General features: G+C 61.2%; 22 protein-coding genes. 9 read left to right on the forward strand and 13 right to left on the reverse strand.

Annotation, left to right across the window (positions count from 1 at the left end; genetic code table 11):
• Positions 1-28: 28 nt before the first annotated feature.
• Positions 29-1,057: a sterol desaturase family protein gene (locus ROS217_RS23115; RefSeq protein ID WP_009816300.1), complete on the forward strand. Its 1,029-nt coding sequence runs from the start codon at positions 29-31 to the stop codon at positions 1,055-1,057.
• Positions 1,058-1,232: 175 nt separating this feature from the next.
• Here the strand turns inward: ROS217_RS23115 and ROS217_RS03585 are convergent, their stop codons facing one another.
• The 9 genes from ROS217_RS03585 to mdh all read right to left on the reverse strand — a co-directional run bounded on the left by ROS217_RS03585 (position 1,233) and on the right by mdh (position 12,220).
• A complete protein-coding gene (locus ROS217_RS03585; protein WP_009816301.1) occupies positions 1,233-1,757 on the reverse strand; it encodes a hypothetical protein in 525 nt (174 codons plus the stop codon).
• Between the two features lie 55 nt (positions 1,758-1,812).
• Complete coding sequence (gene lpdA, locus ROS217_RS03590) at positions 1,813-3,201, reverse strand: dihydrolipoyl dehydrogenase (protein WP_009816302.1); 1,389 nt, start codon at positions 3,199-3,201, stop codon at positions 1,813-1,815.
• Positions 3,202-3,344: 143 nt separating this feature from the next.
• On the reverse strand, positions 3,345-3,740 hold the full coding sequence (locus ROS217_RS03595; protein WP_009816303.1) for an MAPEG family protein: 396 nt from the start codon (positions 3,738-3,740) through the stop codon (positions 3,345-3,347).
• Between the two features lie 77 nt (positions 3,741-3,817).
• On the reverse strand, positions 3,818-5,341 hold the full coding sequence (gene odhB / locus ROS217_RS03600) for a 2-oxoglutarate dehydrogenase complex dihydrolipoyllysine-residue succinyltransferase (protein ID WP_009816304.1): 1,524 nt from the start codon (positions 5,339-5,341) through the stop codon (positions 3,818-3,820).
• Positions 5,342-5,344: 3 nt separating this feature from the next.
• Positions 5,345-8,305: a 2-oxoglutarate dehydrogenase E1 component gene (locus ROS217_RS03605; protein WP_009816305.1), complete on the reverse strand. Its 2,961-nt coding sequence runs from the start codon at positions 8,303-8,305 to the stop codon at positions 5,345-5,347.
• The gene (locus ROS217_RS03610) at positions 8,302-8,826 is read right to left on the reverse strand and encodes a DUF805 domain-containing protein (protein ID WP_009816306.1); all 525 of its coding nucleotides are present in this window, start codon (positions 8,824-8,826) and stop codon (positions 8,302-8,304) included. The genes ROS217_RS03605 and ROS217_RS03610 overlap by 4 nt, the downstream gene beginning before the upstream one ends.
• A gap of 3 nt (positions 8,827-8,829) precedes the next feature.
• Complete coding sequence (gene sucD / locus ROS217_RS03615) at positions 8,830-9,711, reverse strand: succinate--CoA ligase subunit alpha (RefSeq protein ID WP_009816307.1); 882 nt, start codon at positions 9,709-9,711, stop codon at positions 8,830-8,832.
• 128 nt (positions 9,712-9,839) lie between these two features.
• Complete coding sequence (gene sucC / locus ROS217_RS03620; protein ID WP_009816308.1) at positions 9,840-11,033, reverse strand: ADP-forming succinate--CoA ligase subunit beta; 1,194 nt, start codon at positions 11,031-11,033, stop codon at positions 9,840-9,842.
• 224 nt (positions 11,034-11,257) lie between these two features.
• Positions 11,258-12,220, reverse strand: a complete 963-nt coding sequence (gene mdh, locus ROS217_RS03625) for a malate dehydrogenase (protein ID WP_009816309.1) — start codon at positions 12,218-12,220, stop codon at positions 11,258-11,260.
• Positions 12,221-12,378: 158 nt separating this feature from the next.
• Here mdh and ROS217_RS03630 point away from each other — a divergent pair, with 158 nt between their 5' ends.
• On the forward strand, positions 12,379-13,125 hold the full coding sequence (locus ROS217_RS03630; protein ID WP_009816310.1) for a sulfite exporter TauE/SafE family protein: 747 nt from the start codon (positions 12,379-12,381) through the stop codon (positions 13,123-13,125).
• Here ROS217_RS03630 and ROS217_RS03635 read toward each other — a convergent pair.
• Positions 13,122-13,427 carry a hypothetical protein gene (locus ROS217_RS03635; protein ID WP_009816311.1) on the reverse strand — a complete coding sequence of 102 codons (306 nt, stop codon included), beginning with the start codon at positions 13,425-13,427 and terminating at the stop codon, positions 13,122-13,124. The two genes, ROS217_RS03630 and ROS217_RS03635, sit on opposite strands and share 4 nt — an antisense overlap.
• A gap of 210 nt (positions 13,428-13,637) precedes the next feature.
• On the opposite strand from ROS217_RS03635, the gene ROS217_RS03640 reads away from it, so the two are divergent.
• Genes ROS217_RS03640 through ROS217_RS03655 form a run of 4 tightly spaced genes read left to right on the forward strand, consistent with a single transcriptional unit; the run spans position 13,638 to position 16,290 of the window.
• Entirely contained in the window at positions 13,638-14,498 is an 861-nt protein-coding gene (locus ROS217_RS03640; RefSeq protein ID WP_009816312.1) for an HpcH/HpaI aldolase/citrate lyase family protein, read from the forward strand.
• A gap of 5 nt (positions 14,499-14,503) precedes the next feature.
• Complete coding sequence (locus ROS217_RS03645) at positions 14,504-15,049, forward strand: NnrU family protein (RefSeq protein WP_009816313.1); 546 nt, start codon at positions 14,504-14,506, stop codon at positions 15,047-15,049.
• 3 nt (positions 15,050-15,052) lie between these two features.
• Positions 15,053-15,256: a DUF1737 domain-containing protein gene (locus tag ROS217_RS03650; protein WP_009816314.1), complete on the forward strand. Its 204-nt coding sequence runs from the start codon at positions 15,053-15,055 to the stop codon at positions 15,254-15,256.
• Between the two features lie 2 nt (positions 15,257-15,258).
• Complete coding sequence (locus tag ROS217_RS03655; RefSeq protein WP_009816315.1) at positions 15,259-16,290, forward strand: MaoC family dehydratase; 1,032 nt, start codon at positions 15,259-15,261, stop codon at positions 16,288-16,290.
• 7 nt (positions 16,291-16,297) lie between these two features.
• Here the strand turns inward: ROS217_RS03655 and ROS217_RS03660 are convergent, their stop codons facing one another.
• Together ROS217_RS03660 and hrpB are read right to left on the reverse strand one after the other, a co-directional pair.
• Positions 16,298-16,759: an NUDIX hydrolase gene (locus ROS217_RS03660; RefSeq protein WP_009816316.1), complete on the reverse strand. Its 462-nt coding sequence runs from the start codon at positions 16,757-16,759 to the stop codon at positions 16,298-16,300.
• A 69-nt stretch (positions 16,760-16,828) separates the two neighbouring features.
• A complete protein-coding gene (gene hrpB, locus ROS217_RS03665) occupies positions 16,829-19,303 on the reverse strand; it encodes an ATP-dependent helicase HrpB (RefSeq protein ID WP_009816317.1) in 2,475 nt (824 codons plus the stop codon).
• A 96-nt stretch (positions 19,304-19,399) separates the two neighbouring features.
• Between hrpB and meaB the strand changes: the two genes are divergently transcribed.
• Complete coding sequence (meaB, locus tag ROS217_RS03670) at positions 19,400-20,374, forward strand: methylmalonyl Co-A mutase-associated GTPase MeaB (RefSeq protein ID WP_009816318.1); 975 nt, start codon at positions 19,400-19,402, stop codon at positions 20,372-20,374.
• Positions 20,375-20,378: 4 nt separating this feature from the next.
• On the opposite strand, the gene ROS217_RS03675 is transcribed toward meaB, so the two are convergent.
• Entirely contained in the window at positions 20,379-20,618 is a 240-nt protein-coding gene (locus tag ROS217_RS03675) for a hypothetical protein (protein ID WP_040651064.1), read from the reverse strand.
• A gap of 123 nt (positions 20,619-20,741) precedes the next feature.
• Here ROS217_RS03675 and ROS217_RS03680 point away from each other — a divergent pair, with 123 nt between their 5' ends.
• Both ROS217_RS03680 and ROS217_RS03685 read left to right on the forward strand, forming a co-directional pair.
• A complete protein-coding gene (locus ROS217_RS03680) occupies positions 20,742-21,452 on the forward strand; it encodes a M48 family metallopeptidase (protein ID WP_009816320.1) in 711 nt (236 codons plus the stop codon).
• Complete coding sequence (locus tag ROS217_RS03685; protein WP_009816321.1) at positions 21,452-21,808, forward strand: YigZ family protein; 357 nt, start codon at positions 21,452-21,454, stop codon at positions 21,806-21,808. Before ROS217_RS03680 ends, ROS217_RS03685 begins: the two co-directional genes overlap by 1 nt.
• Positions 21,809-21,816 lie beyond the last annotated feature (8 nt).

Raw genomic sequence — 21,816 nt, forward strand, 5'->3', positions numbered from 1 at the left:
ATGACATCGGAATGCAGGGTTGAGGTATATGGGATATCTGACGGATCTTTTGGCGCTATACGTAAACTATCTGCTTCATTTTCTGGCTTTCTTCTGGTCGCCGGGTGAACGGCTCTTCGCGCTCTATCTCCTGACTGCGATCGGCTTTGCCTATGTCGTCTACAAGGCCCACGCTTGGCGCAGGCATGATGACGCGGAGGATGTCTCGTCTTTCGTGAGCTTTCTCGTGCCCAAGCGCGTCTGGTCGCACCCGTCAGCTTGGCTGGACGTGCGGTACTTCTTCTTTCACAAGCTCATTGGTCATTTCCTGCTGTTCGGCGTCATGGCGGGAAGTTCCGCATGGGCCTATGCGTTGGTGACCGGCGGGGAGAACCTTGCCGAGACGGCGCGCATTGGTGATCTCCGATCCGGGCCGGGGGCCTACATCATTGCTTTTGGCTATATGGTCGGGTTTTTCGTCCTGTCCGATCTCATCGCCTATACGATCCACTATCTTCAGCACAAGAGTCCGATCCTGTGGGAGTTTCACAAGGTCCATCACAGCTCCGAAGTGATGCATCCGATGTCGAATTTTCGTGAGCATCCCATCGACAACCTTGTCTATCTAGTCAGTCTAGGGGCCTGGAACGGCATTTTCATGGGGGCCGCTGCTCAGCTTCTGGGATATCTGCCGAGCATGCCGTCGGTGCTTGGCGTACCGTTTCTGATGTTTCTGTTCAACGTCATGGGTTACAACCTGCGGCACTCGCATATCTGGCTGCGCTGGCCCGGCATCTGGTCGAAGGTATTTCCCTCTCCGGCGCACCACCATGTGCATCACAGTTGTCATCCGGATCACATCGACAAGAACTTCGCTTTCATGTTCCCGGTTTGGGACGTGATCTTCAATACCTATGAACTGCCTGAGGATAACCGGGATGTGCGCTTCGGGGTGGCCGGCATGAATCCAGAGGAATTGAACAGCTGCGCAAAGCTTTATCTGGTACCGTTTCGGAACGTAATCCGGCGTCTATGCAAGCCGAAAAAGCCGAAAAGAACGATATCGCCCGCGGAATGAGACTTTGGGCCGGGTGGCGCGTCGTGACGGATTGGGGCCATGTCATGCTTTGAGGTGAGCCCTGGATCGGGCAGGCCGTCATATCCCTGTCCCTCACCCGTGACGGAGGCGGGCATTGTGCTGCCCGCCCGAAAGGCCGGGATGATCACCGATACGAGGGGTCAGTATGGCATTTTCATTCCACTACCTTGGCATCGCGTAGCGGGGGCGCATATCTCAACATGGTTGATCCGTCGGGTGAGGTCGGTAGAAACGCGTAGAGTATGATACCCCATCTATCCGGCGCTCTGAAGTCGCCGCTCATCCAAAACCGTTCCAAAGTTGCATCATCCGGGTTTGTGTCGGGTTCAAGCGTCAGCGCGGGAAAGTCCCGTGCGACGACCCGCTCAATGCGCGTAACAAGGGCACCGACCTCGGACGACGACAGGTTATGCGCGTCAAAGGCATTAACCGAGCACCCGCTCCCATTGTGAACTATCAAGGTACGCGACCGTGTATCCACCCACTCCCCAGCATAGCCTAGGCGTGGATGCAGTCCGAGAGCGCCGGGATCAGAGTCATCGGCACCGAGACAAAGCGCCTGAAAGACATCGGCGATGCGGTCCGCCCGGTCAAAGGTCAGACGATCAACGGCTATATGGCCGCCCAACCCCGCGAGAAACCCAGCGATAACGATAAACGCGAGACGGCCCGCCTTCATCGGAGAACCACAGCTTGCCAATGGAGGCGCATGCGGCGCAACGTATCTCGGCCCTTTACGCGTGGATTGCCCCGTCACCACAAGCAAGCGCCGCCTCGCGCACCGCCTCGGAATAGGTGGGATGCGCGTGGCAGGTCATGGCCAGATCCTGCGCCGAGGCACCAAACTCCATCGCCACGCAAATCTCGTGGATGAGATCGCCCGCCGCCGGCCCGATGATATGCGCCCCAAGGATGCGGTCTGTTTCCTTGTCGGCGAGGATCTTCACAAAACCATCACCGGCAAAAACCGCCTTGGCGCGGCCATTGCCCATAAAGGAGAATTTGCCAACCTTATAGGCACGCCCTTGCTCTTTCAGGCTTTCTTCGGTTTCGCCGACATTGGCGACCTCGGGGTGAGTGTAGATCACGCCGGGGATGACGCCGTAATTCACATGCCCATGCTTGCCCGCCAACACCTCGGCCACGGCCATGCCCTCGTCCTCGGCCTTGTGGGCCAACATCGGGCCTTCGATGGCGTCGCCTATGGCGTAAATGCCCTTGACCGAGGTCTGCCAATGGGCGTCCGTGGCGATCTGCCCGCGCTTGGTTATCTCAACGCCCAAATCAGCCAGACCTAGGCCCTCGGTATACGGTTTGCGCCCGGTGGCGAGCAGCACGGTATCGGCATCAAGCTGATGCTCACTGTCGTCCTTGCGCAGTTTGTAGTTGACTTTGGCCTTGGTTTTGAGCGTCTCGACGGATTGCACGGCGGCACCCATGATGAAGTTAAGCCCTTGTTTCTTCAGTATCCTCTGGAAGGTTTTTTGTACCTCGCCATCCATGCCGGGGGTGATGGCGTCGAGATACTCGACCACCGTCACCTCGGCCCCCAGACGGCCATAGACCGAGCCCATCTCAAGGCCAATGACTCCGGCCCCGATCACCACCAGCGATTTGGGGATCTTGCCCAGTTCCAGCGCGCCGGTGGAGGTGACGACGATCTTTTCATCCACCTCGACACCGGGCAACGACGCTGGGACAGAGCCGGAAGCGATCACGATCTGCTTGGCCTCGTGGGTGTCGTCGCCGACCTTGACGCGGCCCACCTCGGGGATTGAACCCCAGCCCTTGAGCCACTCTACCTTGTTCTTTTTGAACAGAAATTCGATGCCCTTGGTGTTCTGGCCGATCACGTCATCCTTATAGGCCAGCATCTGTTTCCAATCGACCGAAGGGCTTTTGCCCTTGAGGCCCATGGCGGCAAAATTATGCTCTGCCTCGTGCAGCATGTGGCTCGCATGCAAGAGCGCCTTGGAGGGGATACAGCCCACGTTGAGACAGGTGCCGCCCAAGGTGGCGCGCCCCTCGACGACGGCGGTTTTTAGCCCCAGTTGCGCGCAGCGAATGGCGCAGACATAGCCGCCGGGGCCGGCGCCGATGATGATTACGTCGTAAGAGGCCATGGGTCATATCCTTTCGTTTTTCGCGGCGGGGGCCGCGTCGGTATTCTATCGGTCTTGCGTCGGTGCGGGCCGGGCAGAGAGGGGGCGCTGCCCCCGTCGCGCTGTCCGCGCCTCCCCCGAGGTATTTTGAGCCAGATGAAGCATCATACGACCGCCGCCAGCAGCATGAGAACCGTTGCCCCAAACCCCACCGCCCAAATGAGCGAGCGCCAAGGGCGCAGGCCGAAATAATAGGCGGGGATGTAGAGAACGCGCGCGGCGAGATAGGTACAGGCGCAGGCAGCGGTGAGCGGGCTCGATTGCGCACCGAGCGTGACGACCACGACCGCGATGGTAAAGAGGATCAACCCCTCGAAATGATTGGAAAGCGCACGGCCAAGCCGGGCGGTTTTCGGCGAGAGTTGGCGGGAAGGTTCGCGGTCCCGCGCGGACATGGTATAGCCCGGCCCAAGCTCGAGATTGGCCGGGATGGCATAGAGTACGAATTGCACCGCTTGCAGGAGCGCGGCGAGAGTGAGGGCTGTGAGTTCGGGTGTCATTCGGAGCCTCTTGCCATGAGGTGCGCGATGAATGCGCACCCTACGGGGGGTAGGGTGCGCCTTCAAGGCGCACCGGTTCAGAGATCCATCAGCAAGCGGCGCGGGTCTTCGAGCGCCTCTTTGACGCGCACGAGGAATGTGACAGCACCCTTGCCATCCACAATCCGGTGATCGTAGCTGAGCGCCAGATACATCATCGGGCGGATCACCACCTGACCGTTGATCGCCATGGGACGATCCTGGATTTTGTGCATGCCCAGAATACCCGATTGCGGCGGGTTGAGGATGGGCGAGGACATCAGCGAGCCATAGACACCGCCATTCGAGATCGTGAAGGTGCCGCCCTGCATTTCCGCCATGCTGAGTTTGCCGTCACGCGCGCGCGCGCCTTTTTCGGCGATGGCCTTTTCGATGGCGGCAAAGCCCATGGCATCCACGTCACGGATCACCGGCACGACAAGGCCGGTGGGAGTGCCAGCCGCGACACCCATATGCACGAAGTTCTTGTAGATGATGTCGGTGCCGTCAATCTCGGCATTGACCTCGGGCACTTCTTTCAGGGCATGCACGCAGGCCTTGGTAAAGAAGGACATGAAGCCAAGGCGGACGCCGTGCTTCTTGTAGAACTCGTCCTTGTACTGGTTGCGCAGCGCCATCACCTCGGTCATGTCCACCTCATTATAGGTGGTGAGCATGGCGGCGGTGTTCTGGCTGTCCTTGAGGCGGCGGGCGATGGTCTGGCGCAGGCGGGTCATCTTGACGCGCTCTTCGCGGGCCACATCTTCGGCTGGGGCGGGGGCACGCGGCGCTTGGGCCGGGGCGGCGGCAGCGGCGGGCGCTTGCGTGGCTGCAGCGGCGGCACGGGCCACATCCTCTTTCATCACACGGCCATCGCGGCCAGAGCCCGTGACCTGATCGCGGCTGAGACCAGCCTCGGCCATGGCCTTTTTGGCCGACGGCGCATCCTCGACATCCTTGCCGGAGCTCGGTGCAGGTGCTGCGGCTTGTTCGGCCTTGGGCGCTGCGGCGGGAGCGGATGCCCCGGCGCCGGAGGAGAGGATCGCGAGCTTGCCACCTGCCTGCACGGTAGACCCCTCAGCCGCAAGGATTTCGGTCAGCGTGCCAGCAGCGGGGGCTGGCACCTCGACCGAGACCTTGTCGGTTTCCAACTCGCACAGCATCTCGTCGGCGGCGACGGGGTCGCCCACTTTCTTGAACCATGTCGACACGGTCGCCTCTGACACCGACTCTCCCAGGGTGGGGACCATCACATCGACATTGGCACCGGCATTGGCGCTGTCACTCTTGGCAGGCTTTTCGGCCTTTTCGGCCTTGTCCGCTTGGGTCGGGGCTGCTTTGCCTTCGCCTTCGGAGATGGTGGCCAAGAGGGCATCGACGCCGACGGTCTCACCCTCTTGCGCTACGATTTCACCCATCGTGCCTGCGGCAGGGCTGGGCACCTCCACGGTCACCTTGTCGGTTTCCAACTCGCACAGCATCTCGTCGGCGGCGACGGGGTCGCCGGGTTTCTTGAACCAGGTGGCGACGGTCGCCTCGGTCACGGATTCGCCAAGGGTGGGGACGCGGACTTCGGTAGTCATGGGTTATTTCCCTTCGATGGTCAGCGCGGCATCGACCAGCGCTTCTTGTTGTGCTTTGTGCTGCTTGGCAAGGCCCGTTGCGGGCGAGGCCGAGGCGGGGCGACCGGCATAGACGGGCCGTAGATGCTTGGCCTTGATCCGGGTCAGAACCCATTCGATATTAGGCTCGATAAAGGACCACGCGCCCTGGTTCTTGGGCTCTTCCTGACACCAGACCATTTCCGCCCCCTTGAAGCGTTCCAGTTCCTTGACCAGCGACATCGCCGGGAACGGGTAGAACTGTTCGATGCGCATCAGGTAGACATCGTCGATGCCACGGTTGTCGCGCTCTTCGAGCAGGTCGTAATAGACCTTGCCCGAGCACATCACGACGCGCTTGATCTTCTTGTCTCCGACCAGCTTGGTTTCAGAGTTGCCGTATTGCGCATCATCCCACAACACCCGGTGGAAGGACGAGCCGGTGATGAATTCCTCGGTTTTCGAGACCGCCATCTTGTGCCGCAGGAGCGATTTCGGCGTCATCAGGATTAGTGGTTTGCGGAAGGTGCGATACATCTGGCGGCGCAGGATGTGGAAGTAATTGGCCGGGGTGGTACAATTGGCCACGATCCAGTTGTCGCCGCCGCACATGGTCAAGAAGCGTTCCAGACGGGCCGAGGAGTGTTCCGGCCCTTGTCCCTCGTAGCCATGTGGCAAGAGGCAGACGAGCCCGGACATGCGCAGCCATTTCGATTCACCCGATGAGATGAACTGGTCGAACATGATCTGTGCGCCATTGGCAAAATCGCCGAACTGCGCCTCCCAGAGGGTGAGCGCGTTGGGTTCGGCCAAGGAATAGCCATATTCAAAGCCCAGCACCGCATATTCCGAGAGCATCGAGTCGATGACCTCATAATGTGCCTGCCCGTCGCGGATATGGTTGAGCGGGTAGTAGCGGTCTTCGTTGTCCTGATTGATCAGGCCGGAATGCCGCTGGCTGAAGGTGCCGCGCGTGCAGTCCTGCCCCGAGAGGCGGACGCGGTAGCCTTCGGTCAGGAGCGAGCCAAAGGCCAGCGCCTCGGCGGTGGCCCAATCAAAGCCGGTGCCGGTCTCGAACATGTTCGCCTTGGACTCGAGCAACCGCTCGACCGTCTTGTGCAGCGGGAACCCTTCGGGCGCGGTGCTGAGCGCGCGGCCTACTTGGGCCATGGTCTCGGGCTTGATCGCGGTTTCGCCGCGCTCATATTTGCCGCGATGCGCGTTCAGGTCGGCCCATTTGCCATCCAGCCAGTCGGCCTTGTTCGGTCGGTAATCCTTGCCCGCGTCGAATTCATCCGCGAGATAGGCCTGAAAAGCGGTCTTCATGTCCTCGATCTCGCCCTCGGGGATCAGACCATCCTTGACCAGCCGCTCGGTATAGAGGCTGAGCGTGGTTTTCTGCTGCTTGATCTTCTTATACATCACCGGGTTGGTAAACATGGGCTCGTCGCCCTCGTTGTGACCAAACCGGCGATAGCAGATCATGTCGATTACCACGTCCTTGTGGAATTTCTGACGGAACTCCGTGGCGACGCGGGCTGCATGCACACAGGCCTCGGGATCGTCGCCGTTGACGTGGAAAATCGGCGCCTCGACCATTAGCGCGATATCGGTTGGATAGGGCGAAGAGCGGCTGAAATGCGGTGCGGTGGTAAAGCCGATCTGGTTATTGACGACGAGATGGATGGTGCCGCCGGTCCGGTGGCCCTTGAGGCCCGACAGACCGAAACATTCCGCCACGACGCCCTGGCCTGCAAAGGCCGCATCGCCGTGCAGCAGGATGGGCAGTACCTTGGTGCGGTCGGTGTCGTTCAACTGATCCTGCTTGGCGCGGACCTTGCCGATCACCACAGGGTTCACGGCTTCGAGGTGACTGGGGTTGGCGGTCAGCGACAGGTGCACCCTGTTGCCGTCAAATTCGCGGTCCGAAGACGCCCCGAGGTGGTATTTCACATCGCCCGAGCCGTCGACCTCTTCGGGTTTGAAGCTGCCGCCCTGGAACTCGTTGAAAATTGCGCGATAGGGCTTGCCCATCACATTGGCCAGAACCGACAGACGGCCCCGGTGCGGCATGCCGATGACGATATCCTCGACGCCCAGTTGACCGCCACGCTTGATGATCTGCTCCATCGCCGGGATAAGGCTCTCGCCCCCATCAAGACCAAAGCGCTTGGTGCCCATGTATTTCACATGCAGGTATTTTTCAAAACCCTCGGCCTCGACCAGCTTGTTCAGGATTGCCTTGCGCCCGGTGCGGGTAAAGGTGATTTCCTTGTCGTAGCCCTCGATCCGCTCCTTGAGCCAGGCGGATTCCTCGGGATCGGAAATATGCATGTATTGTAGCGCGAAGGTGCCGCAATAGGTGCGCCGGACAATCGCCAGAATCTCGCGCAGGCTCGCGATTTGCAGGCCCAGCACATTGTCGATAAAGATTGGGCGATCCATGTCGATCTCGGTGAAGCCGTAGGATTTCGGGTCCAACTCCGGGCGCAGCGGCGTCTCGCGCAGGCCCAGCGGATCTAGATCAGCGGCCAGATGCCCCCGGATGCGGTAGGCGCGAATGAGCATCAGCGCGCGCACGGAATCGAGCACGGCACGCTTGACGTCCTCGTCGCTGACGCTCACGCCCTTCTCGGCCGCTTTGGCAGTGATCTTCTTGCCTGCATCCTTCAACTCGGGCTCTGCGGGCCATTCGCCGGTCAGCGCGGCGGTCAGGTCATCGGCGGGCATGGGGGGCCAATCGGCCCGCGCCCAGGAGGGGCCAGCGGCCTCGGCCTTCACATCGTCGTCGCCATCACCGAGCGCGTCGAAGAAGTTCTTCCACGCCGCATCGACAGCGTTCGGGTCATTGGCATAGCGCGCATAGAGCTGTTCGAGATACTCGGCATTATGCCCCTGCATGAAGGAGGAGGCATGAAAGAGGTCGTTGGGGGATTGATCGGTCATAGTGGCACCTCGTTAGGGTTGGGACCGTACTTGTTGGGACCGGGTTGTGGTGGAAGCAGGAGAAGGCCCATGGTGTGCGAGAAAAACATCAGCGTAAGTACAATTACAAAGAGCGCGATGACCACAAGGACTGCCACCAACGGTTTGGTGAAAAACATTACCGCCATTAGCAAAGTAAGAGTTCCTGATGATGTCATGGACATCCAGAGCCAAATCAACGTCATGACGATGAAAAATCCGATGGCAGGCTTTAGCGGATCAAGCATCAGTGTCCCGCTTTCGCCGACATCATGCAGCCGCCGCACACCCGCCGCCGTGACGGGAAGGTAGAAAATCGCCGTAAGGACATAGATGCCTGTCGCGATACTTTCGGAAGGCAGCAACCTGATACATAGGGCGATGCCGACTGCAAAGGCGCAGGTTGCCGCAAACAGAAACCAAAGGTAAGCCGCGCGCGCCGTTCGACCGCCAAGGTCGAACATTCTTGCCGTTTCAGCCAGAATTGCGCGCGCCGCAGGCATGTTTTACCCAATCGCCGTGAGCACGGCCTCGCCGAGGCCAGCGGGGCTCTCGGCGACGGTGATGCCGGCGGATTTCATGGCTTCGATCTTGCTCTCGGCGTCGCCTTTGCCGCCCGCGACGATGGCGCCGGCGTGGCCCATGCGGCGGCCCGGCGGGGCGGTGCGGCCAGCGATGAAGCCTGCGACGGGTTTCTTGCGCCCGCGTTTGGCCTCATCCTTGAGGAACTGCGCTGCCTCTTCTTCCGCGCTTCCGCCGATTTCGCCGATCATGATGATCGACTGCGTCTCGTCATCCGCGAGGAACCATTCCAGCACGTCGATATGTTCGGTGCCCTTGATCGGGTCGCCGCCGATGCCCACGCAGGTCGATTGACCCAGACCGACGTCGGAGGTCTGCTTGACCGCCTCATAGGTCAGCGTGCCGGAGCGGCTGACCACGCCGACCGAGCCGCGCCGGTGGATATGGCCGGGCATGATGCCGATCTTGCAGGCGTCGGGCGTGATGATGCCGGGGCAGTTCGGGCCGATGAGGCGCGATTTGCTGCCTTCCAGCGCCCGCTTGACGCGCATCATGTCGAGGACCGGGATGCCTTCGGTGATGCAGACGATCAGCTCCATCTCGGCATCAATCGCCTCGAGGATCGAATCGGCGGCGAAGGGGGGGGGGACGTAGATGACAGAGGCATTGGCCTCTGTCACATGTTTGGCCTCATGCACCGAGTTGAAGACCGGCAGGTCGAGATGCGTCGTGCCGCCCTTGCCGGGGGTGACGCCGCCGACCATCTGGGTGCCGTAAGCGATGGCCTGTTCGGAGTGAAATGTGCCCTGCGAGCCGGTAAGGCCCTGACAGATCACGCGGGTATGTTTGTCGACGAGGACTGCCATTTTGTTTGGCTCCTGAGTTCTGCGGCGGGGCCGCGTTATGGTATGGTCGGATGATCCGGGGCTCCGCCCGTTCGCGCCTCAAACGCTCCACCGGAGCGTTTGCCGGGGCAAAGGCCCCGGACCGGCGCTCACCCTTTGACGGCCTTGACGATCTTTTGCGCACCGTCCTTGAGGTCGTCGGCGGCGATGACGTCGAGGCCGGAGGTGTTGATGATCTCCTTGCCCTTTTCGACGTTGGTGCCTTCGAGACGGACGACGAGCGGCACCTTGAGGCCGACTTCCTTGACGGCCGCCACCACGCCCTCGGCGATCACATCGCAGCGCATGATGCCGCCGAAGATGTTGACGAGGATGCCTTTGACCTGCGGGTCAGAGGTGATGATCTTGAAGGCCTCGGTGACCTTTTCCTTGGTCGCCCCGCCGCCCACGTCGAGGAAATTGGCAGGCTCGGCGCCGTAGAGCTTGATGATGTCCATGGTGGCCATCGCCAACCCCGCGCCATTGACCATGCAGCCAATCTCGCCGTCGAGGGCGATGTAGTTGAGGTCGTATTTCGAGGCTTCGAGCTCCTTGGGGTCTTCTTCGGTCGTGTCGCGGAGTTCGGCAATATCCGCGTGCCGGTAAATGGCGTTCGAGTCGAACCCCATTTTGGCATCGAGACATTTCAGATCCCCCTTGTCCGACACGATCAGCGGGTTGATCTCCAGCATCTCCATGTCTTTTTCAACGAAGAGCTTGTAGAGCGTGCCCATCAACGCGACGCATTGCTTGATCTGACCGCCGGTGAGGCCGAGGTTGAAGGCGATGCGGCGGCCATGGAATGGTTGATAGCCGGTCGCGGGATCGACGCTGAACGACAGGATCTTTTCCGGGGTCTTTTCGGCGACCTCTTCGATATCCATGCCGCCCTCGGTCGAGCAGACAAAGGACACGCGGCTGGTCTGACGGTCCACCAGAAGCGCCAGATACATCTCGGTCTGAATGCCAGAACCATCTTCGATATAGATACGGTTGACTTGCTTGCCCGCCGCGCCGGTCTGCTTGGTCACCAGCGTGCGGCCCAGCATGCGCTTGGCCTCTTCGGCGGCCTCTTCCACGGAACGGGCCAGACGAACGCCACCGGCCTCGCCGGCGCCCGCCTCTTTGAATTTGCCCTTGCCGCGCCCACCAGCGTGGATCTGCGCTTTGACCACCCAGAGCGGGCCATCAAGTGCGCTTGCGGCTGTTTTTGCCTCTTCAGCGCGCAGAACCACGCGGCCATCCGACACCGGGGCGCCGTAAGAGCGAAGCAGGGCCTTCGCCTGATACTCATGGATATTCATCAAACTGTCCCGTTTTGCTGCGATTGGGACAGGTATAGGCATAGATTGAGTGACGTAATAAACCGTTTTTTGTTGTTTGGCAGCTTTTGGGGTGAAAATCGTCATTTTGTGATCACACGGATAAATCGTGTGATCACAAATCGGAAATTCGGGATGTGCCGGGGTCAAAAAGAATCAGGGCTGACGCATGCCAGCCCTGACCCAAACACGTTGATCTCAGGTGATCAGACCAGCGAAGGGTCGATGTCCTTGCAGGCCTTGACCAGACCTTTGACCGCATCGACCGATTTGTCGAACATGTCCTGCTCGTCCTTGTTGAGCTTGATGTTGACGATCCGCTCGATCCCGCCCGCGCCAATCACCGTGGGCACGCCGACATACATGTCCTTGAGTCCGAATTCGCCGTCGCAATAGGCCGCACAGGGCAGAACCCGCTTTTGATCCTTGAGATAGGCCTCGGCCATTTCGATGGCAGAGGTGGCGGGTGCGTAGAAGGCGGAGCCGGTCTTCAAGAGACCGACGATCTCGGCGCCGCCATCACGGGTGCGCTGCACGATGGCGTCAAGTTTCTCTTGCGTGGTCCAGCCCATCTCGATCAGGTCGGGCAAGGGGATACCCGCGACGGTCGAATAGCGCACCGAAGGCACCATCGTGTCGCCATGCCCGCCCAGAACGAAGGCGGTGACATCCTTCATCGAGACGTTGAATTCAACACTGAGGAAGTGACGGAACCGTGCAGAGTCCAGCACGCCGGCCATGCCGCAGACCTTGTGTGCAGGCAGCCCAGAGAATTTTTGCAACGCCCAGACCATCGCATCGAGCGGGTTGGTGATGCAGATGACGAACGCGTCGGGGGCATGGGCGGCGATGCCTTCGCCCACCGATTTCATGACCTTGAGGTTGATCCCCAAGAGATCATCGCGGCTCATGCCGGGTTTGCGCGGGACGCCTGCGGTGACGATGCAGACATCGGCCCCCGCGATATCGGCATAGGATTGCGTGCCCCGGAGCGCGGCGTCGAACCCTTCGGACGGGCCGGATTCCGCGATATCGAGAGCCTTGCCCTCGGGGGTGCCTTCGGCGATGTCGAACAGGACGATATCGCCCAGTTCCTTCAGCGCGGCGAGATGGGCGAGGGTGCCGCCAATCTGTCCGGCGCCGATCAGCGCAATCTTGGGTCTGGCCATTGGATCATTCTCCGTCGGTTGAAAAGTTGCGCTTGGGCGTAGTCCGAATTCTGCGCTCTTGCAAGGGTGCTGCGCTGCGGCGGATTTTAGGCGTGACAGCGGGATGCGGTCGTATACCGTGAAAGTGCAAGCAGAGTCAGGGGTTAGGGATCAAAGGGATGACAGGCGACGTGATTGCAGTCGGCGTGTTCGCGGCCCTCTTGGCCGGAGTGTCCAAGGGCGGTTTCGGCTCGGGCGCGTCATTTGCAGGGGCGGCGATTCTGGCGCTTTTCGTTCCGCCCGGTGTGGCTCTTGGGATCATGCTACCGATCCTGATGCTGATTGATATCGCCACTTTGCGTCCCTATTGGCGGCAATGGGGCAGGGTCGAAGTGACGATGTTGATCCTCGGCGGACTGCCTGGGATTGGTCTTGGCATGGCGTTCTACCGGATGGCCGATGCGGATCTGTTGCGGCTGTTGATCGGGGGCATCGCGTTGGCCTTCGTGCTGTGGCAGGCTGTGCTGAGAGCGCGCGTGATGCGTCGGGGGAAGTCTCCGCTCCCGGGATGGGTTGGCCTGTTTGCGGGTCTCGTTGCGGGGTTCACCAGCTTTGTCAGCCATGCAGGCGGGCCGCCTGCGGCGGTTTACCTCCTATCGCGGGGGCTGGACAAGACGCGCTATCAGGCGACCACCGTGCTGATGTTTTTCGTCTTCAACATCGTCAAGGCAGTGCCCTATGGGATGCTGGGCCTCTTCACGCAGCAGACGCTGATGATCGACCTGGTCCTCGCCCCTTTTGCCCTCTTGGGGGCGTGGATTGGCGTGCGCGCGCACCGGATCATGCCGGAACGCGCGTTCTTTGCGGTGACCTATGTGTTGCTGACCCTGACGGGGATCAAACTCATCTGGGACGGGCTGTTTTAAGCACCCTTGCCTGGCTTGGGGTCGGTTTCGGTGGTGGCCTCATAGGCCTGTCCGCTGGCCATCAGACAGCTGATGCCGTCGCTGCCTGTCACGGTGATGGTCCAACTGCCGGACGTGTCCGAGGCAAAGACCTCGACCACCATGTTGTTGGCCCCAAGCCCCATGGATTGCCGCGTCTCGCCATAGGCATCGGCCAACCGCTGCACCACCATGTCGCGCGGGGCGCAGGCCCCCGATTGCGCCTGCGCCGGGGCACTCGTCAGCGCTATTGCGCTCAGAACGGCCATCACTGCTTTGATCATCAGTCACCCTTTCTCTTGGGTTGGCTCCCCGGCCGTCGCGCGACCGATCATGCCGAAAGAGAGATGAACAGGTGGTTAATGAACGCGCCCGGACCGCGGACTCTGGTCCATCGCTGCGTCGCGGCGAGAAATCTCTTGAACATTTCCACCGAAAAGTGCCATGCCTGCGCAAGATTATTACCGCAGATAGAATCCAAAGAGGGCAGACCCATGGACAGCAGCATGCATCCCTACCGTTCGGTGCTTTACATCCCCGGCTCCAAGGAGCGCGCGTTGGAGAAGGCACGCGACCTGCCCACCGATGCAATCATCTTTGATCTTGAAGATGCGGTGGCGCCGGATGCCAAGGCTGAGGCTCGCGCCACGCTGGTGGATGCCCTGCGGCAGGGGGGCTATGGCTATCGGTTCAAGATTGTTCGGATCAACGCGCTGACCACCGAATGGGGGCTGGAGGATGCCCGCGCCTTGCGCGATGCGGGGGCTGATGCGATCCTCTTGCCCAAGGTCAATACGCCCTCGGATATTGACAATCTGTCAGACGTGATCGGGTCGGATCTGCCTGTCTGGACGATGATGGAAACGCCTGTCAGCGTTTTCAACGCCCGAGAAATCGCGGCGCACCGGCAAGTGACGGGGCTGGTGGCGGGCACCAACGACCTGATCAAGGATCTGGGCTGCCGGGTGCGCGCCGACCGGATGCCGCTCTGGACCGGGTTGCAGATGATCGTGATGGCGGCGCGTGCGGCACGGATCGTGGCGGTGGATGGGGTTTACAATCGCTTTCGTGATGGCGACGGGCTCAAGTTCGAATGTGAACAGGGGCGTGATCTTGGGTTTGACGGCAAGACTCTGATCCATCCCGCACAGCTTGAAATCGCCAACACCGCCTTTGCCCCGACCAATTCCGAAATTGAACTGGCTCAACGGCAGATCGCAGCCTATGAAGAAAGCCGTGCCTCGGGTCAGGGGATTGCCGTGGTGGACGGGCAGATCGTCGAGAATTTGCACGCGGTGTCGGCACAGCGCATCCTCGCCAAGGCACAGGCGATACGGGAAATGGCAGCGGAGTAGCACCCATGGTTTACCTCATCCTCGGACTGATCCTCTGGATCGCGGCGCATCTGTTCAAACGGGCAGTTCCCGATCTGCGCGCAAGGATGGGGAACGCGGGCAAAGGGCTTGCAGCGCTTGGCATTCTGGCGGGTCTGGTGCTGATGGTCATCGGCTATCGGCAGGCAGAGGTCATCAATGTCTGGTATCCGCCAAGCTGGACAGTGCATATCAACAACCTGATGATGCTGGGCGCGGTGTTTCTCTATGGCATGAGCGCGACCAAGGGGCGGTTGCGTGGTGCGATGCGTCATCCGCAATTGACGGCGGTCAAGGTCTGGGCGGTGGCGCATTTGTTGGTCAATGGCGATCTGGCCTCGCTCGTGCTGTTCGGCGGGCTGCTGGTGTGGGCCGTGGTTGAGGTGGTGATGATCAACCGGGCCGAGGATTGGGTCCGACCCGCGCCGGGCGAGGCGAAACGGGATATCGTGCTGGTGGTGATCACCGTGGTGATGTTCCTGACGATAACCTTTATTCACAACTGGCTGGGTGTCTGGCCGTTTCCGGGGTGAACCATGAAACTCTACCGATTTCTCAGCGCCGACGACACGTCGGAGTTTTGCCACAAGGTCACGGCTGCGCTCAACAAGGGATGGGAGCTCTACGGCGACCCCACCTATGCCTTTGACGCGGCCAATGGCGTGATGCGGTGCGGTCAGGCGGTGGTGAAAGAAAAAGACGGCAGCTACTCGGCCGACATGAAACTCGGAGAGCAGTGAGCATGGCCAAGACCAATCCGGGCCGGTTTTTCGAGGATTACAGCATCGGGCAGGTGATCCCCCATGCGGTGCCGCGCACCGTGTCGGGGGGTGAGCGCGCGCTTTATCACGCGCTCTATCCGGCGCGGCACGCAATCTATTCGTCGGATGAATTCGCCCATGTCTGCGGCCTGCCTGCGAGCCCGATTGACGATCTGGCGGCGTTTCATATCGTGTTCGGCAAATCTGTGCCCGACATCTCGCTCAATGCCGTGGCCAATCTGGGCTATGCCGAGGCACGGTGGCTGCGTCCGGTCTATGCTGGCGACACGCTGCGCGCGCAGTCCGAGGTGATCGGGCTCAAGCAAAACTCCTCGGGCAAGACCGGGGTGGTCTATGTCCGCACCACCGGGTTTAACCAACACGACCTGCCGGTGATGGAATTCGTCCGCTGGGTCATGGTGCGCAAGCGGGATGAAGCGGCGCCCGCCGCCGCAGATCACGTCCCGGATACTGCCGCCTGCGTGGCGGCGGGCGACCTCATCATTCCTGCGGGGCTCGATTTCACACATTACGATTTCACCCTCGCCGGAGAGCCACATCGTTGTGGCGATTACGAGATTGGCGAGCAGATTGACCATGTGGACGGCGTGACGATTGAGGAGGCCGAGCATATGATGGCCACGCGCCTCTGGCAGAACACCTCCAAGACACATTTCGACGCCACGCCGCGTGCCGATGGCAAGCGGCTCATTTATGGTGGGCATGTGATCTCGATGGCGCGGGCGCTGTCGTTCAACGGTCTGGCCAATGCGCAGATGATTGTGGGAATAAATGCTGGCAGCCACGCCAACCCCTGCTTTGCGGGCGACACCGTGCGGGCGTGGTCCGAGGTTTTGGATCGTGCTGAAACATCCGCGCCGGGGGTCGGTGCGCTGAGGTTACGCTTGGTCGCCACGAAGGGCGGCGCGCCGTTTACGCTGCGGGGGCCGGACAGCAAATACTTGCCGCATGTCCTCTTGGATCTGGATTACTGGGTTCTGATGCCGACATAGGCGGGCATCAGAACTTGCGCAAGATTTCCTGCAAGTCAGGTTCATCCACCAACTTGGCCGCTTTGCGCGGAGTCACCCAGATGCGCCGCCGCTCTCGCACCTCGGGAAAGGTGTCCTTCATTTCGCCTTTGCGCAGGCGGATCTTGAATAGGTCCGCCTCGACCGGCAGTGCCGTGCCGCTGGTCAATCCCTTGTCATACGCGAACCGTCCGACGTAGCGCGCCTTGTCCGCATCGGCAAGCACGCCTGCCTCTTCCCAAGCCTCTTGCAAGGCGGATTGCGCTGCTGTGAGTCCCGTGATCGGCCAGCCCTTGGGCACGACCCAACGTCCTGTGTCACGGCTCGTGATCAGCAAGACTTCCTTGCGCCCCTTGTGCTTGCGCCAGCATAGGGCCGCCACCTGCATATTGGGTGGAATCGGAGGAAAGATGACCGCGCCGGGCGCGGTCTGAGGAAAGACTTGGCTCATTATGATTTGCTCTGCTCGGGCAAAATTGTTCTAGCACTATACATAGGACTGAATGTCGCAAAATTCAAATCACGCGTTGTTGCGAGGCTTGGCACGTAATGTGGGGTCCGCTTGGGTTGGATCTTCGGGCCAGGGATGCCGGGGATAGCGGCCGCGCATGTCCTTGCGCACATCCGCATAGGAACTGGCCCAGAAGCCGGGAATGTCCAGAGTCGTTTGCACCGGGCGATTTCCCGGCGATAGCAGCGTCACGCGCAAGGGTGTCCGCCCCACCATGGGATGGGTTGTCTGGCCAAACATTTCCTGCAAACGCAGGGTGATCTCGGGATGCTCGCCGCTGTAATCTATCGGGATATTGCGCCCGAGGGGTGTGGTGAACTGTGCCGGGGCTGCGTGGTCAAGCATCTGCATCTCGTCCCAGCTCAGACGCGCCCGCAGAGCGTTGAGCATGTCAAACCGTTTCCAGTCTTGGGCGGCCCGAACCCCAGTCAGATAGGGCAGGAGCCAGTCCTCCAGACTGTCCATCAGCGCTGTCTCTGACATGTCCGGGAGTGTCTCTCCGCCATCGCGCAGCAATAGAACGCGCGCAACAAACCTCCGCGCCGGGTCGGACCACGACAGCCCCAGATCACGCACCCCATCCAGCATGGCGCGTGCGATGGTATCCTCGGGTGCGTCTTTCCAATGGCGGTCGTCCAGAACCAGCGCGCCCAGTCTTTCTTGAGCGCGCGCCACAACGCGCCGCTCGCGTTTGTCCCAAAAGCAGACATCTTGCCACGTGATGCGATCCGCAAATAGCCCGCGAACCTCGGCTTCGGAAATTGTGATGGCTTGCCGGACGCGTGCCTCGCGCGGGTTGCCATCCAGATCGGTTGCCACGATCAGGCGCGCTTGTCCCATGGGGTCCGCATCCGGCAGGATCGCGCCTTTGCCCCCTGACAGCACATAGCGCGGCTCATCGCCCTTGCGGCGCAGGCCAATTCGGTCGGGATAGGCAAGTGCTGCACATTCGGCGTCACTCATGTCGGCATCAGGTGAAGTCCTGGATTGAGATGCAAGTCGCCGGGCTTCAACCTTGATCCGCTCCAACGTGCCACGGTGGACCGCGTGCGAGTGCCGGGCCTCATACCCGCGAAGATCGCGCAGGGCAGCCAGCCGGAGCGCCAAGTCGACAGGCGCACCACGCCCCAGCGGGTCGCGTTCGGCCAAGAGGGCAGCCATCAACGCCGCCTTTGGACCAGCCCATGCCAGCATATGCGCCAGACGCGGGTGCAACGGCAGGGCCGCAAGCGTCTTGCCGTGCGCGGTGATCCGGCCAGCGACATCCAGAGCGCCCAGGTGTCGCAAGAGCGTCTGAGCCTCGACATAGGCACCGGGATTGGGCGGTGTGAGGAGCGGCACATCCTCTGGCGCGGCCCCCCAGAGCGCCAGTTCCAGCGCCAGACCGGCCAGATCCGCCGCCTCAATCTCGGCTGGGGGAAAGGCTTGCAAAGCACCCTCTTCGCCCTTGGTCCAGAGCCGATAGCAGCGTCCCTCGGCCACACGGCCTGCACGACCGGCGCGCTGCGTCGCCTCGGCACGGGTCACCGGCTCTGTCACCAACCGTGACATGCCAGAGCCCGGATCAAACCGTGCCCGACGGGACCGGCCCCCGTCAACCACGACACGAATGTCTTCGATCGTGAGAGACGTCTCGGCGATGGCCGTGGCCAAGACAACCTTGCGACCTTGCTCCATCGGGGCGATGGCGGCGCGCTGAGCGGCAAACTCCATCGCGCCGAAGAGCGGGCGCAGGTGGCAGTCCCCGGGCAGACCTGGACGCAACAGGGCTTCAACTCGGCGAATCTCTCCCTCGCCGGGAAGAAAGACCAGGATGCCGCCCGTCGTCTCTGCTGTGGCCTCTGCCACAAGATCGGCCAATGCCTCTTCAAAGCGGTGTGTCTTGGACCGGGGACGGTCGCGCCAGCGGATTTCAACCGGATAGGTGCGCCCCTGCGAGGTGATCATGGGGGCGTCGCCCATCAGATGCGCAACCGGCGCGGCATCGAGTGTGGCGGACATGACCAGCAGGATCAGATCGTCGCGGAGCGCGCCCGCGACCTCGAGACAGAGAGCCAGCCCCAGATCGGCATTGAGCGAGCGTTCGTGAAATTCATCAAAGATCACCGCACCCACGCCGCGCAACTCGGGATCGGATTGGATCATGCGGGTCAATATCCCCTCTGTCACCACCTCAATGCGGGTTTGCTCCCCCACACGCGCCTCGCCGCGTACCCTGTAACCGACGGTTTCACCGGGGTTTTGCCCAAGGCTCTGCGCCATCCGCTCGGCTGCGGCGCGGGCCGCAAGGCGACGCGGCTCGAGCATCAGGATACGTTGGTCAGTCAGTCCGGCCTGCAACATCTCGAGCGGCACGACCGTGGTCTTGCCCGCACCGGGCGGGGCCTGAAGGACCGCGCGGCGACGGGAACGCAACGCGTCAAGCAGGGCCGGAATGGCATCATGGATGGGTAATGCGGGCGTCATGCCCGCGTTATCGGGCATCGGCGCAGGCTTGGCCAGAGGGTTGAGGTCTCTCGGCTCTAGACAAGGCCCGTCGGGCCAAGGCATGAAGGCACGCGAGGACAAGAAGGGCAGCGCATGGATATTGCGGACATCGCAGACAAGATCATCGCGGGCGACCGGCGGGCGTTGGCGCGGGCGATCACCTTGATCGAGAGTGCGAGACCCGATCACCGCGCTCAGGCTGCGGATCTGATGGAAGTGTTGAAGCGTGTCGGCAAGCAAGCTGTGCGCATCGGCCTCTCGGGCACGCCGGGGGTGGGAAAATCCACCTTCATCGAGAGTTTCGGTATGATGCTGACCGGACGGGGTCTGCGGGTGGCGGTGCTGGCGGTTGATCCATCCTCGGCGCGCTCTGGCGGCTCGATCCTCGGCGACAAGACGCGGATGGAGCGGCTGAGCCGCGATCCGGCGGCCTTTATCCGCCCCTCCCCCAGCCAGAGCCATCTGGGCGGCGTGGCACGCCGCACGCGCGAGGCGGTGGCGCTCTGCGAGGCGGCTGGGTTTGACGTGGTGTTGATCGAGACGGTTGGGGTGGGTCAATCCGAGACTGTGGTCGCGGAAATGTCTGATATCTTTGTGCTTTTGTTGGCCCCAGCGGGCGGGGACGAGTTGCAGGGCGTCAAGCGCGGCATCATGGAAATGGCCGATCTCATTCTGGTGAACAAGGCTGATGGCGATCTCAAACCGGCGGCGCTGCGGACCTGTTCGGATTATGCAGGCGCTTTACGCCTTCTGCGCAAGCGGCCTCAAGATCCCGACGGCTATCCCAAGGCGATGACGGTTTCGGCCCTACAGGATGAAGGTCTGCAAAGGGCATGGGACGAGATGACCGCGCTGGTGGAGTGGCGGCGCGAGACCGGGCATTTCGACGGGCGCCGGGCGGAGCAGGCGCGCTATTGGTTCGCACAGGAGGTGCGTCAGGGTCTCTTGGCGCAACTGGAAACACCGGCTGCCAAAGCTGCGATGCAGGAGTACGCCGCGCGCGTCGCGGCGGGAGATATCACGCCAACGGTGGCTGCGGCCGCGGTTCTGAGCCAAGTCAAAGGTTAGATTTTCATTTGCTTTCAGGGGGTTGAATGTAAACCCCTTCAGGCAGATCAAGCGCCGCTCTGAGGTCTCTCAATTGGGCCATGGACAGGGTGATCTTTTGCATGCCGTCCGAGCGCGGATCATATTGCTCGATGGTCACACATTCTTCAAACGCATTTATTATCACATCTTCGCCCAAGGGCGCAGTACCCTCATCGACGAGGGTTATCACGGTGGAGTCAAACTCGTGTTCGATGGAAAACATATCCATAGAGTACTGCGTTGGCGGGTCTTTGCAAGGGGGAGGAGTCTGGATGCAAAAGGGCTGTAAGTGTCGCAAAACCCTGATAGGTTGGGCCCTGATCTTGGAACTGGCAGGGGTGTTGTGATGCGGTGGATGTCTGTTTTTGGTCTTCTGGCGCTCGTCGGTTGCGTCGAGGTTGTGGAACAGGGGCCTGTCAGCCGCCCGGCACCGCAAGGCACATCGCGGCCAGTGGCGACAACCCCGACGCGGGCGCAGGTGGATCAATTTATTTCGGTTGTTCAACGGGTTGAGCCTGTTGCAGAGCGGGAGTGCCGCGCCCGGGCACCCGGTCAGAACTGCGACTTCCGGATCGTTGTGGATGACCGACCGGGGCAACCACCGAATGCCTATCAGACTTTGGATAAGAGCGGTCAGCCCATTCTGGCCTTTACGCTACCGCTGATTGCGCAGGTGCGCAATCGTGACGAACTGGCCTTTGTCATGGGGCATGAGGCGGCACACCACATCTCGGGGCATATTCCGCGTCAGCAACAGAATGCTGCGGCGGGAGCAATCCTGTTGGGGGGATTGGCGGCGATCACGGGCGCCAGTCAGACCATGGTGGATCAGGCGGTCGACATTGGGGCCGGGGTTGGTGCGCGGAGTTACTCCAAGAATTTTGAATTGGAGGCGGATGGATTGGGCACGATCATCACCCATCGAGCCGGTTACAATCCGGTCAAAGGTGCTGAATACTTTACACAAATTCCTGATCCAGGGAACCGCTTTCTTGGGACGCATCCGCCGAATGCGCAGCGGATTGAAACCGTGCGGCGGGTGGCGGCCGGGCTGTAATGCGGCAGTTGAAGGGTGTCGTCAGTGACCGGGGATCGAGCTATGCGGTCTCGGGCGGGGTGGCCTGCGACCGGGACGCCGTGGATGAATTCCTCAAGTTGTTGAAAAAAGACAAGAAATTTGCCCGCGCCACGCATAACACCTGGGCTGTTTTGCTCAGAGACGGTACCCCGCTGAAGGGCGATGATGGCGAGGCTGGCGCAGGGCAGGTGATCCTGCGCATGCTGGAACGCGCCGATTTGCGCGATCATCTTGTTGTCGTAACCCGTTGGTATGGCGGGAAAAAGCTGGGTGGTGACCGGTTTCGCCATGTGCAGGACTGCGTGCGTGCCTATTTGGAGGAGAGCCCGGATTGATCTAGGTC

Origin of the sequence: Roseovarius sp. 217 (genome assembly GCF_000152845.1) — a bacterium.
GTDB lineage: Bacteria > Pseudomonadota > Alphaproteobacteria > Rhodobacterales > Rhodobacteraceae > Roseovarius.

Bases quoted from the DNA above. Each gene is read 5' to 3' on its own strand.
- ROS217_RS23115 (WP_009816300.1), top strand. From the start codon at position 29: ATGGGATATCTGACGGATCTTTTGGCGCTATACGTAAACTATCTGCTT.
- ROS217_RS03585 (WP_009816301.1), bottom strand. From the start codon at position 1,757: ATGAAGGCGGGCCGTCTCGCGTTTATCGTTATCGCTGGGTTTCTCGCG.
- lpdA (WP_009816302.1), bottom strand. From the start codon at position 3,201: ATGGCCTCTTACGACGTAATCATCATCGGCGCCGGCCCCGGCGGCTAT.
- ROS217_RS03595 (WP_009816303.1), bottom strand. From the start codon at position 3,740: ATGACACCCGAACTCACAGCCCTCACTCTCGCCGCGCTCCTGCAAGCG.
- odhB (WP_009816304.1), bottom strand. From the start codon at position 5,341: ATGACTACCGAAGTCCGCGTCCCCACCCTTGGCGAATCCGTGACCGAG.
- ROS217_RS03605 (WP_009816305.1), bottom strand. From the start codon at position 8,305: ATGACCGATCAATCCCCCAACGACCTCTTTCATGCCTCCTCCTTCATG.
- ROS217_RS03610 (WP_009816306.1), bottom strand. From the start codon at position 8,826: ATGCCTGCGGCGCGCGCAATTCTGGCTGAAACGGCAAGAATGTTCGAC.
- sucD (WP_009816307.1), bottom strand. From the start codon at position 9,711: ATGGCAGTCCTCGTCGACAAACATACCCGCGTGATCTGTCAGGGCCTT.
- sucC (WP_009816308.1), bottom strand. From the start codon at position 11,033: ATGAATATCCATGAGTATCAGGCGAAGGCCCTGCTTCGCTCTTACGGC.
- mdh (WP_009816309.1), bottom strand. From the start codon at position 12,220: ATGGCCAGACCCAAGATTGCGCTGATCGGCGCCGGACAGATTGGCGGC.
- ROS217_RS03630 (WP_009816310.1), top strand. From the start codon at position 12,379: ATGACAGGCGACGTGATTGCAGTCGGCGTGTTCGCGGCCCTCTTGGCC.
- ROS217_RS03635 (WP_009816311.1), bottom strand. From the start codon at position 13,427: ATGATCAAAGCAGTGATGGCCGTTCTGAGCGCAATAGCGCTGACGAGT.
- ROS217_RS03640 (WP_009816312.1), top strand. From the start codon at position 13,638: ATGGACAGCAGCATGCATCCCTACCGTTCGGTGCTTTACATCCCCGGC.
- ROS217_RS03645 (WP_009816313.1), top strand. From the start codon at position 14,504: ATGGTTTACCTCATCCTCGGACTGATCCTCTGGATCGCGGCGCATCTG.
- ROS217_RS03650 (WP_009816314.1), top strand. From the start codon at position 15,053: ATGAAACTCTACCGATTTCTCAGCGCCGACGACACGTCGGAGTTTTGC.
- ROS217_RS03655 (WP_009816315.1), top strand. From the start codon at position 15,259: ATGGCCAAGACCAATCCGGGCCGGTTTTTCGAGGATTACAGCATCGGG.
- ROS217_RS03660 (WP_009816316.1), bottom strand. From the start codon at position 16,759: ATGAGCCAAGTCTTTCCTCAGACCGCGCCCGGCGCGGTCATCTTTCCT.
- hrpB (WP_009816317.1), bottom strand. From the start codon at position 19,303: ATGCCCGATAACGCGGGCATGACGCCCGCATTACCCATCCATGATGCC.
- meaB (WP_009816318.1), top strand. From the start codon at position 19,400: ATGGATATTGCGGACATCGCAGACAAGATCATCGCGGGCGACCGGCGG.
- ROS217_RS03675 (WP_040651064.1), bottom strand. From the start codon at position 20,618: ATGTTTTCCATCGAACACGAGTTTGACTCCACCGTGATAACCCTCGTC.
- ROS217_RS03680 (WP_009816320.1), top strand. From the start codon at position 20,742: ATGCGGTGGATGTCTGTTTTTGGTCTTCTGGCGCTCGTCGGTTGCGTC.
- ROS217_RS03685 (WP_009816321.1), top strand. From the start codon at position 21,452: ATGCGGCAGTTGAAGGGTGTCGTCAGTGACCGGGGATCGAGCTATGCG.